The 14,874-nt window shown below is 37.0% G+C and carries 16 protein-coding genes, 1 tRNA gene, 1 other RNA gene and 1 other annotated feature; of the genes, 4 read left to right on the forward strand and 14 right to left on the reverse strand.

Features of this window, described 5'->3' with window-relative positions; translation table 11 throughout:
* Positions 1–125 precede the first annotated feature (125 nt).
* The 7 genes from BPMYX0001_RS00005 to tadA form a co-directional block, all read right to left on the reverse strand.
* Positions 126–395, reverse strand: a complete 270-nt coding sequence (locus tag BPMYX0001_RS00005; RefSeq protein ID WP_003205416.1) for a pro-sigmaK processing inhibitor BofA family protein — start codon at positions 393–395, stop codon at positions 126–128.
* Between the two features lie 235 nt (positions 396–630).
* Positions 631–852: a YaaL family protein gene (locus BPMYX0001_RS00010; RefSeq protein ID WP_003194164.1), complete on the reverse strand. Its 222-nt coding sequence runs from the start codon at positions 850–852 to the stop codon at positions 631–633.
* 14 nt (positions 853–866) lie between these two features.
* Positions 867–1,463, reverse strand: a complete 597-nt coding sequence (gene recR / locus BPMYX0001_RS00015) for a recombination protein RecR (RefSeq protein ID WP_003194165.1) — start codon at positions 1,461–1,463, stop codon at positions 867–869.
* A gap of 17 nt (positions 1,464–1,480) precedes the next feature.
* On the reverse strand, positions 1,481–1,807 hold the full coding sequence (locus BPMYX0001_RS00020) for a YbaB/EbfC family nucleoid-associated protein (RefSeq protein ID WP_006093062.1): 327 nt from the start codon (positions 1,805–1,807) through the stop codon (positions 1,481–1,483).
* Positions 1,808–1,832: 25 nt separating this feature from the next.
* The gene (dnaX, locus tag BPMYX0001_RS00025) at positions 1,833–3,521 is read right to left on the reverse strand and encodes a DNA polymerase III subunit gamma/tau (RefSeq protein WP_006093063.1); all 1,689 of its coding nucleotides are present in this window, start codon (positions 3,519–3,521) and stop codon (positions 1,833–1,835) included.
* Positions 3,522–3,654: 133 nt separating this feature from the next.
* Positions 3,655–3,919: signal recognition particle sRNA large type (gene ffs / locus BPMYX0001_RS29970), an RNA gene on the reverse strand.
* A gap of 78 nt (positions 3,920–3,997) precedes the next feature.
* On the reverse strand, positions 3,998–4,495 hold the full coding sequence (gene tadA / locus BPMYX0001_RS00030; RefSeq protein ID WP_003194173.1) for a tRNA adenosine(34) deaminase TadA: 498 nt from the start codon (positions 4,493–4,495) through the stop codon (positions 3,998–4,000).
* 332 nt (positions 4,496–4,827) lie between these two features.
* On the opposite strand from tadA, the gene BPMYX0001_RS00035 reads away from it, so the two are divergent.
* The 3 genes from BPMYX0001_RS00035 to BPMYX0001_RS00045 all read left to right on the forward strand — a co-directional run bounded on the left by BPMYX0001_RS00035 (position 4,828) and on the right by BPMYX0001_RS00045 (position 6,795).
* Positions 4,828–5,367 (forward strand): cysteine hydrolase family protein, encoded by a 540-nt coding sequence (locus BPMYX0001_RS00035; protein WP_006093064.1) that lies wholly within the window; start codon positions 4,828–4,830, stop codon positions 5,365–5,367.
* 121 nt (positions 5,368–5,488) lie between these two features.
* Complete coding sequence (locus tag BPMYX0001_RS00040; RefSeq protein WP_006093065.1) at positions 5,489–6,124, forward strand: deoxynucleoside kinase; 636 nt, start codon at positions 5,489–5,491, stop codon at positions 6,122–6,124.
* A 2-nt stretch (positions 6,125–6,126) separates the two neighbouring features.
* Entirely contained in the window at positions 6,127–6,795 is a 669-nt protein-coding gene (locus tag BPMYX0001_RS00045; RefSeq protein ID WP_003194179.1) for a deoxynucleoside kinase, read from the forward strand.
* Between the two features lie 35 nt (positions 6,796–6,830).
* Here the strand turns inward: BPMYX0001_RS00045 and BPMYX0001_RS00050 are convergent, their stop codons facing one another.
* The 7 genes from BPMYX0001_RS00050 to guaB all read right to left on the reverse strand — a co-directional run bounded on the left by BPMYX0001_RS00050 (position 6,831) and on the right by guaB (position 13,754).
* On the reverse strand, positions 6,831–7,214 hold the full coding sequence (locus tag BPMYX0001_RS00050; protein ID WP_033798547.1) for a sigma factor-like helix-turn-helix DNA-binding protein: 384 nt from the start codon (positions 7,212–7,214) through the stop codon (positions 6,831–6,833).
* A 167-nt stretch (positions 7,215–7,381) separates the two neighbouring features.
* Positions 7,382–7,474 (reverse strand) — tRNA-Ser (locus BPMYX0001_RS00055).
* Positions 7,475–7,610: 136 nt separating this feature from the next.
* Complete coding sequence (gene serS / locus BPMYX0001_RS00060; protein ID WP_003194183.1) at positions 7,611–8,885, reverse strand: serine--tRNA ligase; 1,275 nt, start codon at positions 8,883–8,885, stop codon at positions 7,611–7,613.
* A gap of 50 nt (positions 8,886–8,935) precedes the next feature.
* Positions 8,936–9,157: a binding site (T-box leader), on the reverse strand.
* Between the two features lie 54 nt (positions 9,158–9,211).
* Entirely contained in the window at positions 9,212–9,802 is a 591-nt protein-coding gene (pdxT, locus tag BPMYX0001_RS00065; RefSeq protein WP_003194184.1) for a pyridoxal 5'-phosphate synthase glutaminase subunit PdxT, read from the reverse strand.
* 17 nt (positions 9,803–9,819) lie between these two features.
* Positions 9,820–10,707 (reverse strand): pyridoxal 5'-phosphate synthase lyase subunit PdxS, encoded by an 888-nt coding sequence (gene pdxS, locus BPMYX0001_RS00070; RefSeq protein ID WP_003194186.1) that lies wholly within the window; start codon positions 10,705–10,707, stop codon positions 9,820–9,822.
* 159 nt (positions 10,708–10,866) lie between these two features.
* Entirely contained in the window at positions 10,867–12,186 is a 1,320-nt protein-coding gene (locus BPMYX0001_RS00075) for a serine hydrolase (protein WP_018767813.1), read from the reverse strand.
* 104 nt (positions 12,187–12,290) lie between these two features.
* Positions 12,291–13,754, reverse strand: coding sequence for an IMP dehydrogenase (gene guaB / locus BPMYX0001_RS00080; protein WP_018783552.1), 1,464 nt, complete (start codon positions 13,752–13,754; stop codon positions 12,291–12,293).
* 115 nt (positions 13,755–13,869) lie between these two features.
* On the opposite strand from guaB, the gene BPMYX0001_RS00085 reads away from it, so the two are divergent.
* Positions 13,870–14,865 carry a YaaC family protein gene (locus tag BPMYX0001_RS00085; RefSeq protein WP_006093068.1) on the forward strand — a complete coding sequence of 332 codons (996 nt, stop codon included), beginning with the start codon at positions 13,870–13,872 and terminating at the stop codon, positions 14,863–14,865.
* Positions 14,866–14,874: the final 9 nt, after the last annotated feature.

Here is a 14,874-nt window from a genome sequence, read left to right on the forward strand (position 1 = left end):
TTTCTCAATCACTTCGTCAACTTCTTTTTTCTTGTGTCGTTGACGACGCTTATTAATTTATCACATTAACAATTAATAAGTCAACACTATTTTTCACTTTTTTAAAATAAATGCCAAAATGTTATTCATCCTGGCATTATATATAATTTAATGATAACTAAAGCACAAATACCCGGTACCCCCAAAATGCTAGAAATAGAAGCTGTACCAATATTAATTGGAATATGAAAACCAAAATATGTTCCAATCACATTAACGGCAAACAATAATACTACACCTATCATTACTTTAACGAATATCTTTCCTATGAATTGCAACGGTTTCACTGAGGCGCCAAAAATCAGCAAAACAAATACCAAAGCAAGAATTCCACCAATAATCAATGTAGAGTTCATTTTCCCCCTCCTTATATAACCTATACACTCTATTTGTATGGGACAAGGAAACAAAAAATACCGTTCAATTATTTTATTCAGTGTGGAGATTCATCCCTACTAATTATTAGTTCTCACTGATCGGGATTTTACGAGCAATTGATTACTTATAATTCCGCTGCATTTTTAGATTGAGATTTCGCCGCCCGAGAATAATAGTATAAAGAAAAGACCCTATTTTAAAAAACAGGGTCTTTTACCATTGCTCCATTTTTACAGGACGCCTTTTTGCTTCTTTTAGCAAGAAAAAGTATTTTGCTTCTGCTATTTTCAAAGAACATAGTACATCTTGAGATGGTTCGACACTTTGTTCTACCATCCTTTTTTGACGTAACCACTCATTCTTCACTTTTTCTAATGCAGCAATTAACTTATCATCATATTCTTTTCGCAACTTGCCCTTTTTTTGAAAAAACATTTTGATTTCTCCTCTTATATTTCTCTACGGCCTTCTAGAGCCTTCGATAGCGTTACTTCATCCGCATATTCTAAATCTCCACCAACGGGAAGACCATGCGCAATACGAGTCACTTTAATACCTGTCGGTTTTAAGAGGCGGGAAATATACATCGCTGTAGCTTCCCCTTCAATATTCGGGTTCGTTGCTAAAATAACTTCTTGTACAGTTTCATCTTGTAACCTTTTTAATAACTGTGGAATATTAATGTCCTCCGGTCCAATTCCCTCCATTGGTGAGATTGCACCACGAAGCACATGATAGACACCTTGATATTCTTTCATTTTTTCCATCGCGATTACATCTTTTGCTTCCTGTACAACACAAACAACCGATTGGTCACGATGTGAATCATCACAAATATAACAAGGATCACGATCTGTAATATGTCCACAAACAGAACAGTATGTTAAATTCCGCTTTGCATTTACAAGTGATTTAGCAAAATCTAATACGTCGTCTTCTTTCATATCTAACACGAAGAAAGCCAATCGGACTGCCGTTTTCGGACCAATCCCTGGCAACTTCATAAAGCTATCAATAAGCTTCGAAATCGGTTCTGGATAATGCATATATCAATATCCTCCTACTAGAACATTCCACCTGGTAAGTTTAAGCCTTTTGTGAATTGCCCCATTGTAGAGTTTGAAAGTTCCTCAGCTTGCTTAAGTGCATCATTTGTTGCAGCTAACACAAGGTCTTGTAACATTTCGATATCTTCTGGGTCTACAACTTCTTCTTTAATTTTCACTTCAAGAATTTGCTTGTGACCATTTACAATAACGGTAACCATTCCGCCGCCAGCTGTACCTTCAACTGTTCTTTCACCAAGTTCCTCTTGTGCTTTCGCCATTTGCTTTTGCATTTTTTGCATTTGTTTCATCATGTTATTCATATTTCCCATTCCGCCACGCATCATAATAAATTCCTCCTAATTGTTATTATTCTTTTATTTCAATAAGTTGTTGCCCTACTAACTTTACCGCCTCTTCTACGAGAGGATCTACTTTTTGTTCCGCAGCTTCTTCTGAATTCCCACCTTCACGTTGTAAAAATTCTTCGCGAATTTTCCCCCACTCACTCTTTGGAATTGCAATCATATTCAACCTTTTACTCAACAATTCAAAAAGAATTTGTTCTACGGTATCCATTGCATCACGATTTTCACTTGCCATTTTGCAATGTATCTCATATTGGAAAGCTAACACATAAGAATCTTCAGAAGCTGCAACTGGTTCACTATTCTCTAATAATACAGCAAACGCTACTTTATTATAGGATTTAAGTCTTCCTAGCAACTCACCCCATATACCTTTTAATTTCTCTAAATCTTGGCGTTTCGCTTGCTTTAATACTTCATGTACCCGTCCAACAGGTATTTTCATACTTCCTGTCCGCACAGGTTTTGGCGTTGTACGTGCCTCTCTTACTTCCTGTTGCGCACCAGCTGGCACACCATTCTTCTTCACATGTTCTAGTTCTTTTTCTAGTTGTTGCATTCTATTCATAATTGCTTGCAAACGGTCTGCACCATTCGTCTGCACCATAAATTGCTGGCAAAGTTGCACCATAACAACTTCTAAGAAAATCCGCGGATGATTTGTCCACTTCATCTCCTGTTGCCCCTTACTGAGCGTATGAATAATTTCATAAATCATCTCAGGTTGCATCGCTTCACTTAGCATACGGAACTGGTCATCTACAATTACCCGTTCTAACATATGTTCCAATTGTGGTGAAGTTTGATATAAGAGCATATCACGATAATAGTAAATGAAATCTTCCATAAAACGAACTGGGTCTTTTCCTTTACTCATCATATCATCAATAATACGCAATGCTCTTGATACATCATTCTCGCGCATGCATTCTACAAGGTTACCTAAATATTGTTGAGAAACAGAACCTGTTACCGCTAAGACATCTTCAGTCGTAACTACTTCATCGCTATAAGAAATAGCTTGGTCGATCAGACTGAGTGCATCACGCATACCACCCTCAGCAGCACGCGCAACAATTTGTAATGCTTCATCTTCTACCTTTGTACCTTCATTTGTAACAACCGTCGCTAATCTCTCTACAATATCATGTACTGATATCTTCCGAAATTCAAAACGTTGACAGCGTGAAATGATTGTAGGTGGGATTTTATGAGGCTCTGTAGTCGCTAAAATAAAGATAACATGTTGTGGTGGTTCTTCTAACGTCTTTAAAAGCGCATTAAAAGCTCCCATAGAAAGCATGTGGACCTCATCAATAATGTATACTTTATATCTCACTGCACTTGGGGCATACTTTACTTTATCTCTTATATCTCGAATTTCATCTACACCGTTATTTGAAGCCGCATCAATTTCTAATACATCCGAAATAGACCCTTGTGTAATGCCTAAACACGCAGGGCATTCATTACAAGGTTCAGCTACTGGAGCATGCTCACAGTTAATTGTCTTTGCAAATACTTTTGCAATTGTCGTTTTACCTGTTCCTCTCGGGCCTGAAAATAAATAAGCATGCGAAGCTTTCTCTTGAAGAATGGCATTTTGCAACGTTTTTGTTACGTGCTTTTGACCGACTACATCTTCAAAATTTTGCGGTCTCCATGTTCGGTATAACGCTTGGTATGACACGAAAATACGGCCTCCCTCAAAGGTTATTATCTTGTATATTATAACCCATTCTGTTTATAGATTCCAAAAGTTATTTTCTATACAAAAAACCCACCTCTTTATATAAGGTGAGTTTTGTATACATATATAACTGCCGTGCACCTTCTGTCGATTACGTACCATAAGCGTTACTTAAGCAGTTAGCTCGGTTCAGGCACTCCTGCGGCACACGAGAAAACCCGCTTATTGCTGCTTCCTTCCGGACCTGACAAGGTTCACGGGGTCCCGTTGCGCAGGACCCAAACGTCAACACCACTTACTTAAGGCAGGCCTTACAGTAACATAACCTCGAGAAGGGATTCGGCCTCGCTAGAGCGGATTGCGAGTACAGGGCACCGCTACCTCCCCGCTTAGCACGGCAAAGTTAAAACCAATATTCGGTTGCCTTAATGAAGGCAATATCAGTATAACTTGTTTCTTCATAAATTGCAAATATGTTAAGCACCTGTATTTTTATCCAATTTTTCCTTCTTCTCTTTCCTTCTTTTACGAAGCTCTCTAAAAAAATTCGTTAACAACATGCCACATTCTTCTTCCATCACACCAGATACTACTTCACATTGGTGATTAAAACGCTCGTCCGTTAAAAGGTTCATTAAAGTGCCTGCACATCCACCCTTTGGATCACTTGCACCATATACGACACGTTTTACACGGGATAACACAATTCCACCTGCGCACATCGGACATGGTTCTAATGTAACGTATAACGTTGCATTTTCTAAACGCCACGTACCTAACTTTTTACAAGCTTCATCTATAGCTAATAACTCTGCATGAGCAATTGATCGTTGCTCTGTCTCTCTTAAATTGTGAGCAACGCTGATTACTTCTCCACCGAGTACAATAACAGCTCCAATCGGAACTTCTTGTATTTCTTCAGCTTTCTTCGCTTCTTCTATTGCAAGCTGCATAAAATAAATATCTTGTTCCATAATACAGTCCTCTCATTACGAATAAAGTATTATAACCCTTTACTACTATATCAATCCATTTTGATTTTTGGACATATAACCCCCTGCTACGCAGAACAAAAAGTAAACTCCACTCATTTTATCCTTTTGTTTTCACTTGACATGGCGTAGGAAAAGGATCTGACCGCTTCTACCTATGATCGGATTCTCTCTCCAGCCCAAAAAGGAAGGTTTTATGTCAGTTTTTCAATTTATATTTATATACATACTATTCAATTACACTTCTCCTTACAGATACGGGATAACTTTCACACATCCAATCCACTCTAAAGAAAAAGGAAGGGTGATTACATATGAAAAATACCGCATTGCTCATTATTGACATGATTAACGACTTCCAATTCTCGCATGGACCAACCCTTGCACAAAAATGTCAAATAATTATAGAGCCTATTTTACACTTAAAACGAACAATGAAAATGAATGGTTATCCTGTTATTTATATTAACGATCATTATCAACTATGGAGAGCTGATATCGATCAACTTATTACTCATTGTACAAATGATTATAGCAAAAATATTATACAAGCAATCGCTCCCAGGGCAGATGATTATGTGTTTATTAAACCACATTATTCAGCATTTTATGAAACTCCCTTAAATTCTTTATTAGGACATTTAAAAGTTGAAAAACTTATCATAACAGGGATTGCAGGAAACATCTGCATTCTTTTTACAGCCAATGACGCTCATATGAGGAACTATACTCTATATGTACCTCAAGATTGCACTGCTTCTAACTCTGATCAAGATAATAAACACGCTTTAAAAATAATGGAAACAACATTAAAGGCAAATATTACACCCTCTTTTCAATTAAAACTTGAATAGCGTGCGTCGATTTTCCAACTTTTTATGACAAATTAGTCCGCTTGCTTCCCTCTTGTGCTACAATAATTCTGTTTTGTGCTTTGTATTTACAGGAAATTATGAATTGAAAGGAGGAAACAGCGTGACCGGAGTACCATTTATTACGGTTGAAGGACCTATCGGTGTTGGAAAAACTTCACTAGCGAAGGAAATTTCAGCTCACATGCAACTCCATTTATTAAAAGAGATTGTCGATGAAAATCCTTTCTTAGGGAAATTTTATGAAAATATTGAAGAATGGAGTTTTCAAACAGAAATGTTCTTTCTTTGCAATCGCTATAAACAATTGGAAGACATTAATATAAAATACTTGAATCAGCGTAAACCAGTGGTAGCAGATTATCATATACTTAAAAATTTAATTTTTGCATCTCGCTCATTAAAGGACGCTCAATATGACAAGTACATGCAAATTTATCGTATTCTTACGCAAGATATGCCCGTACCAAATGTCATTGTATATTTAACAGCAAGTCTAGAAACATTACAAAAACGAATTGCAATGCGTGGACGTGAATTTGAGAAAAACATGGATCCAAATTACTTACTACAGCTCACTAAAGATTATGAAACGGCAATGGATGCTTTTAAAAAGGACCATCCTGATATTCCAGTATTAAAATTCAATGGAGATAACATGGATTTCGTGAAGAACAGTGACGATCTAAATGTAATTTTATCCACTCTCCAAAATACACTCTTAAAGGGGACGAAATAGCAATGAATTTAAGGGAAAAGTATGATATACCAAATGATGCAGTAATTACAATTGCTGGTACAGTTGGCGTTGGTAAATCAACTATGACAACCACACTTGCCAATGCTTTAGGTTACCGAACATCATTTGAAAAAGTAGATTCAAATCCATATTTAGATAAGTTCTATGCTGATTTCACGCGCTGGAGCTTTCACTTACAAGTTTATTTTTTAGCAGAAAGATTTAAAGAACAAAAAAGAATTTTCGAATACGGCGGTGGCTTTGTACAGGATCGTTCTATCTATGAAGATACTGGCATTTTTGCGAAAATGCATCACGAAAAAGGAACAATGACAGAAACAGATTATGAAACATACAAAGGGTTATTCGATGCAATGGTTATGACACCTTACTTCCCGCACCCAGACTTATTAATCTATCTAGAAGGTTCTTTTGATGATATTGTCAGTCGTATTCAAGAACGCGGTCGCCCTATGGAACAACAAACTCCAATTGAGTATTGGCAAGAAATGCACGGACGTTATGAAAACTGGATTAATAACTTTAATTCATGTCCTGTCCTACGCTTAAATATTAATGAATACGATATTTTAAAAGATGAAGACTCAATTGAACCAATTATTAAGAAAATTGGTCATTTCTTAAAACAAACACGTAAGCTTGTAAAATAAAAAACCCGTGCGAATGCACGGGTTTTCCTATTAACTTACTTTTTCTTTTTCGTTGGAGCAATAATTTCGCTCTCTGGTTTCCCAGCATTAATACGCTGACGAACCGTACTTGTACTAATATCATATGTCTCAGCAATTTCTTTAACGGTCATTTCTTTTCCATTAATGATTGCTGTTAATACTTTACCAGTACGTTTTGGAGCTACTTCTTTTTTTGTAGTTTGTTTCGGTGCTTCTACTTTTCTCAATTCTTTCTTCGCATTACAAGTACAACCGCAAAGTTTACGGAATGTATCATCACTTATAATACGTGATACGTTTGCACCACTATTTAAAATTCTATTGTTCTTACAGACTGGACATTGTACATAGTATAAAGTTTTTCCATCTAAAGGAAACGTTTGTATAATAAGATCCATGTTGACTCCTTTCATATCTATGAAGATAATCATCGGAATATGAGTGTTTCATAAGGCGTTTTCCCGCCTTACATCATACTTTCTGATTGGTTTTAAAATAAAAACTCGTTACGTGTTGGTAACGAGTTCTCCAATCTCCACTTATATGCGCTGTTGTCAATTATATCTGGAGGAGGTAGAGGGATTCGAACCCCCGCGCGACTCTCGCCGCCTGTCGGTTTTCAAGACCGATCCCTTCAGCCAGACTTGGGTATACCTCCATATTGACATCAAATATAATATCAAAAGAAAAACAGTTAGTCAAGTACACTATAATAAATTATAGGAAAAGGAAAAAACAATCTCCTTTTCCTACATTTTTTTACTGACAACACTCATACCGATGAAAGTTTCAATTTATTTAATAACTGTTTTTCCTCCCATATAAGGGCGAAGAACTTCTGGAATTATAATTGTACCATCTTCTTGTTGATAGTTTTCTAAAACAGCTGCAACTGTACGTCCAATTGCAAGTCCAGATCCATTTAGTGTATGAACAGGTTCTGGTTTTGCATTCGGCTCACGACGGAAGCGAATATTCGCACGTCTTGCTTGGAATGCTTCGAAGTTACTACAAGAAGAAATCTCACGATACGTGCCATAGCTTGGAATCCATACTTCAATATCGTATTTCTTCGCTGCTGTAAATCCTAAATCTCCTGTACACATGCTCATAACACGATATGGTAGACCTAATAATTGTAACACGCGTTCCGCATCATTTGTTAATTTTTCTAATTCTTCATAAGAATCTTCTGGTTTAACAAATTTCACAAGCTCAACTTTATTAAATTGATGCTGACGGATTAAACCACGTGTATCGCGTCCAGCTGATCCTGCTTCAGAACGGAAACAAGAGCTAAATGCTGCATAACGAATTGGTAATTGCTCTGAACTTAAGATTTCGTCACGGTGCATGTTTGTTACAGGAACCTCAGCTGTAGGAATTAAGAAATAATCTTCACTCTCAATACGGAACGCATCTTCTTCAAACTTTGGAAGTTGTCCCGTTCCTGTCATACTTGCACGGTTTACCATATACGGAGGTAAAACTTCTTCATATCCATGTTCATCAGTATGAAGATCCAGCATAAAGCTAATTAAAGCACGTTCCAATCTTGCACCTGCACCTTTATAGAATACAAAGCGGCTTCCCGTTACTTTAGCAGCACGCTCAAAATCTAAAATTCCTAAATCAGTTGCAAGATCCCAGTGAGGTTTTGGTTCAAAGTTAAATTCTTTTACTTCTCCCCAAGTACGCGCTACCACGTTATCATCTTCTGTTTCGCCAATTGGTGCAGACTCATGTGGGATATTTGGAATAGAAAGCATTAATCTCTCTAAATCTTCTTCAACTATACGAAGTTCGTTATCAAAATCCTTTACCTTTTCCCCTACTTCACGCATCTCTAAAATTAATGCCTCTGCATCTTTCTTTTCGCGCTTTAACACAGAGATTTGTTGAGACACTTCATTACGTTTACTTTTCAATTCCTCTGTTTGAACAAGTAGCTCTCTTCTTCTTGTATCTAATTCTTCAAAACGACCGAAATCAGTTAAATCTTCACCTCTATGCTGTAACTTTGCTTTTACTTCTTCAAAATTCGCACGTAAAAATTTAATATCAAGCATTATATATTCCTCCTTTTATTTTATAAAACACAAAAACTCCCGTCCCTGTAAAAAGGGACGGGAGTTAACCCGCGTTGCCACCCTAGTTGAAAGCAATATTGCTTTCCTCTCAAGTAGAAATAACGACTCTTCACCGGAAATGTTTACTAATCATAAAGATATTCCACATTTCATTCCAGGATGGATTCACAAACTGTTTCTATCGGTTTCCACCAGCCACCGACTCTCTATAAGAAACAACATTTGTTACTACTTCCTATCAACACGTTTATTTTATAAAATTGTTACCATCAATTTACTATAATCTTACACAAGTTGCAAGTTACTTATACAACTTTTTTCATTTTCTCCTCTTTCACCATCTGTACAAAATATGCTGTAACACGATGGTCATCCGTTAACTCCGGATGGAAAGAAGCTGCTAAAAATGGTCCTTGTCTTACTGCTACCATTCGGTCATTGTGCATAGAAAGAATTTCTACGTTATCCCCTACACTTACAACGTATGGCGCACGAATAAATACACCAATAAAGTCTTCTCCTACACCTTTTATCGAAAGGGAAGCTTCGAAGCTATCCTTTTGGCGTCCAAACGCATTACGTTCAACTGTAATATCCATAGCACCGATGTGGGATTCTTCATAACCAATAAGATTGTTTGCAAGTAAAATCATACCTGCACACGTACCGAACATTGGTTTACCAGATTTCGCAAATTCACGAAGTGCCCCCATAAAATCGTACTTATCAATAAGACGGCGCATTGTTGTACTTTCACCGCCTGGCAAAATAAGACCATCAATTTCTTCAAGTTGCTCCACACGCTTTACAATTACAGCATCTGCACCACTTGCTTCAACTGCCTTTACATGTTCGCGAACAGCTCCTTGAAGACCTAATACACCGACTTTAACCATTTGAAAATCTCCTTTAATTACCAACCGCGTTCTTGCATGCGTTGTTCTGGTAATAATGTTGAAATTTCGACACCTTTCATTGCAGTACCTAATCCTTTAGAAAGGCTTGCAATTAGCTCATAATCTTCGTAATGTGTCGTTGCTTCAACAATAGCACGTGCAAATTTTTCTGGGTTTTCTGATTTGAAAATACCAGATCCTACGAACACACCATCTGCACCAAGTTGCATCATTAATGCAGCATCTGCCGGCGTTGCTACACCACCTGCTGCAAAGTTTACAACTGGTAGGCGACCAAGACGTTTGATTTCAAGTAATACTTCATAAGGAGCTCCAGTATTTTTTGCATATGTCATTAATTCGTCTTCACGTAGGCTTACAACTTGATGGATTTCTGCGTTTACTTGACGCATATGACGTACTGCTTCTACAATGTTCCCTGTTCCAGGCTCGCCTTTTGTACGAAGCATAGATGCACCTTCCGCAATACGACGAGCTGCTTCTCCAATATCACGACATCCACATACAAATGGAACAGTGTAATCACGTTTATTTAAATGATATACTTCATCAGCTGGAGTTAATACTTCACTCTCATCAATGTAGTCTACCCCTAATGATTCCAGTACACGTGCTTCCACGAGGTGACCAATACGGCATTTTGCCATAACTGGAATTGATACAGCACCCATAACTTCTTCAACAATTGTTGGATCTGCCATACGTGCAACGCCACCTGCTGCACGAATATCTGCAGGAACGCGCTCTAGTGCCATAACAGCAACTGCGCCCGCTTCCTCTGCAATTCTTGCTTGCTCAGCGTTAACTACGTCCATGATAACGCCGCCTTTTTGCATTTCTGCCATTCCACGTTTTACACGTTCTGTCCCTGTTACATTTGTCATGTACAAAAACCTCCCTAGGTGAATTGCTTTTCCCCATTAACGGCGAAAATTGAGAATACTCTTACATTCTACCACTAACTATTAGAGGCTTGTCCACTACTTTTTCATAAAGTCGGTATGAAAAATAGGAATAAAAAAAGCTCCTACAACGAGGAGCTCTTAAAACCAACCTTTTACTGTATCAACAGCACTGTTCCAAATACCACTAAAGAAAGAACCGATACCACGCATAGAACGTACAAACCAGTTTGCCTTTTCTACTTCTGATTTTGTAATAAGATCTACTTGTAATGATTTACCTGATAGGAATCCAGGATCATTATTATCTTTAGGTGATATAATCATTTGACCAAGTGTTGTACCTTTTTTAATTGGTGCTTCTTTATCTTTACTTACGTCTTTAAATTCTGTTTTATAGACGTCTTTACTTCCTTTTAACATCGGAAGCGCAATTGCTTGTTTAGTCTGAATTGTTACATCTTTATCTTTCGCATTTTCTACTCGTACAGTTTCATGTCCTTTTACCGCAGATCCTTTTGGATATACCTTTTTCACTTCAAAGTTTGTAAAACCGTAATCAAACAATTTCTTTGTTTCGTCAAAACGTGCTGTATGAGAATTTGTTTTAATAACGACAGAAATTAAACGCATACCATTTCTTTCAGCTGTACCTGTAAAACAATCTCCAGCTTCTGGAGTAGATCCTGTTTTCAAACCATCTACACCTTCATATTCCTTAACTAATCCTTTTAGCATCCAATTCCAGTTATCCATTTTAACAGGATATTTTCCACCTTCTTGGAATACTTTTTTCGGAATTTTAGCTGTTTCTAATACTTTGGGAAAATCTTGAATAAGATGTTGTGCTAAAATTGCACAATCTCTAGCAGACATTTTATTTTCCTCGTCTGGAGTTGTACCTTCAGGTTGTTGTCCTTTTAAATCATGATTTGTTAAGCCAGTAGAGTTTACGAATTTATAATTCTTCAATCCAAGCTCTTTTGCTTTATCATTCATCATTTTTACGAAATCTGCTTCTTTACCTGCAATTGCTTCAGCTAAAGCAATTGTTGCTCCGTTTGCAGAATAAATTGCCATCGCTTCATATAGCTCTTTTACCGTGTAAGAGCCACCATTTTCTAATGGAACGTTTGATAATGAGCGATCTTGTGAAATCATATGTGCGTATTCAGAAACTTTTACCTTTTGGTCCCACTTAAGTTTTCCTTTAGCCACCGCTTCATTAACTAAGTATTCACTCATCATTTTTGTCATACTAGCAATCGCTAATAATTCATCTGCATTTTTTTGATATAAAATTTTTCCAGAATCTGCTTCTACTAAAATTGCTGCTCCTGCTTCAACATTTAAAGCAGCACCTGTTTCTGCCGATGCACTACCATATGTAACAAACATGCTACAAAATAGTGTAAGCACTGTTACCATTGCAATAAATCGCTTGCAAAACATACCTTTCACTTTTGTTACCCCCAATATCTTTGTACTCACATAACCGTTATTCTAACATAATCAAAAAAAAATAGACAGAGATATCAAATCTCCATCTATTTACATATAAGACATTATAAAGAGTAATTTGGTGCCTCTTTTGTAATTTGTACGTGATGTGGGTGACTTTCACGTAAACCAGCACCTGACATACGAATAAATTGTGCATTCTCACGTAAGAATTCTAAGTCATTTGCTCCGCAATACCCCATACCTGCACGTAAACCACCAACTAATTGGTGAACTGTATCAGCTAAAGGTCCTTTATATGGCACACGGCCTTCGATACCTTCTGGAACAAGTTTTTTATTACCTTCTTGGAAGTAACGATCTTTACTTCCTTTTTCCATTGCTCCAACAGAGCCCATACCACGATACACTTTAAATTGGCGACCTTGGTAAATTTCAGTTTCTCCTGGACTTTCAGCTACACCAGCAAACATACTACCAAGCATTACAACGTGTGCTCCTGCTGCTAAAGCTTTTACCATATCACCAGAGTATTTAATACCACCATCAGCAATGACTGGAATACCGTGCTTACGAGCTTCTGTCGCACAATCATATACAGCTGTTAATTGTGGTACACCAACACCAGCTACAACGCGTGTTGTACAAATAGAACCTGGTCCAATACCAACTTTGATAACATTTGCACCTGCTTCAATTAATGCGCGTGTCGCTTCAGCTGTGGCAACGTTACCTGCAATAATATTTAGTGTTGGGTACTTCGCACGAACTTCTTTCACCTTCTCAATGACACCTTGAGAATGTCCATGAGCTGTATCAAGTACAATTACGTCTACGTTTGCTTTTACTAATGCATCGATACGAAGAATAGCGTCTGCAGTTACACCAACTGCTGCTCCAACTAACAAACGACCTTGCTTGTCTTTTGCTGAGTTTGGAAACTCAATTACTTTTTCAATATCTTTAATTGTGATAAGCCCTTGTAATACACCGTTATTATCAACAAGAGGGAGCTTTTCAATTTTATATTTCTGTAGGATCTTTTCAGCTTCTTCTAGCGTAGTGCCAACTGGAGCTGTAATCAACTTTTCTTTTGTCATTACATCGGAAATTTTAATAGAGTAGTCTTGAATAAAACGCATATCACGGTTTGTAATAATACCAACTAATTTTTGCTCTTCTAAGTTATTTACAATTGGTACACCTGAGATACGATATTTTCCCATAAGATGCTCTGCATCATATACTTGATGATCTGGAGTTAAAAAGAAAGGATCTGAAATAACGCCGCTTTCAGAGCGTTTTACTTTATCAACCTGTTCAGCTTGTTGCTCGATAGACATATTCTTATGAATAACTCCTAAACCACCTTGACGTGCCATTGCAATAGCCATATCAGCTTCTGTTACTGTATCCATTCCTGCGCTAATTAAAGGAATGTTTAACTGCAAGCTTTCAGATAGAACTGTCTTAACACTTACTTCTCTTGGCAATACATCTGACTTCGCTGGTACAAGTAATACATCATCGAATGTCAAACCTTCTTTAACAAATTTAGATTCCCACATAATTGTTCCCCCCATGATACCAGAAATTATTATTAGTAGCTTAACAATTGGTTAAAATACTGTCAAGAAAGTGCGTAAATGTTAGAATTTTTAGATAATAAAAGGAGCGTAATATATGCATCATACATCTCATACTTGGCAGCAATTAAGTTTCTTTTTTTCATCCCAACATGTACAGCGTTATCTTGCCCGCTGTTATGAAAAATTACCTATTGAAAACGCTGAAAAAAAAAGCTTCGAAAATTGTTACCCTTTTATTTATTACTTAGAGCACGGAAAAAGTTATTATGAATTATGTAAAACTGCACCTTTTTCAATCCAACCTATGCTGTTATTTTATGGAATGAGTCAACTTTTAAAAGCGTGCTTATTAACTGTTGATCCTAACTATCCAGAAACAACAACAGTTTTGGCACATGGAGTAACAACACGTAAACGAAAAAAACAAGGATATCAGTTTTTAGAGGATGAGGTTAAAGTGCAGAAGAATGGATTATTCACCCATGTTGCAGAACGGATGTTTCACATGAAACACTTGGAGGCCGAGAAATTTATTATGTTAGAACTAATGGGGAAAATCCCCGAATTAGAAACCTTATTCCAGTATAGTCAAAAAGAGAAAATGTTATATAAGGTTCATACGGTAGACGAACATCATATTTCATTTTCTCCCAACATACTTGATCGTCTACATATGACGAAAGAGCGTTTTTCTCGTTACATAGAAACATCTTGTAAACATCTCAGTATACAGTACACACCAAGTGAAACCTTTGAATCTGATCTACTATTCTCAGCTTCCACTAAAACATGGAACCCTTTGTACAGTACACCTTTATCTTTTGATTGCAATACCAGCACTTACTATTTGCCAATAACTAAAGACGTAAGAAGTTGTAAATTATTCTTACCAGAACCACTCATACATTATTTATTGCTCTACAATTTAAGCATGATTTCTCGCTACGAGACCGACTGGTGGTACGACCTATTAGGAAGCTATGCCTCCGAAGATTACCCATTTATTTATCAATTTTTAGGAATCTCTACAAAGAAAATCCCTTACTATGTTTTACTGTTTTTACTAGGTCAACAATTCCCTATTTCTTAGGAAATAAAA

Source organism: Bacillus pseudomycoides DSM 12442 (assembly GCF_000161455.1).
Classification (GTDB): domain Bacteria; phylum Bacillota; class Bacilli; order Bacillales; family Bacillaceae_G; genus Bacillus_A; species Bacillus_A pseudomycoides.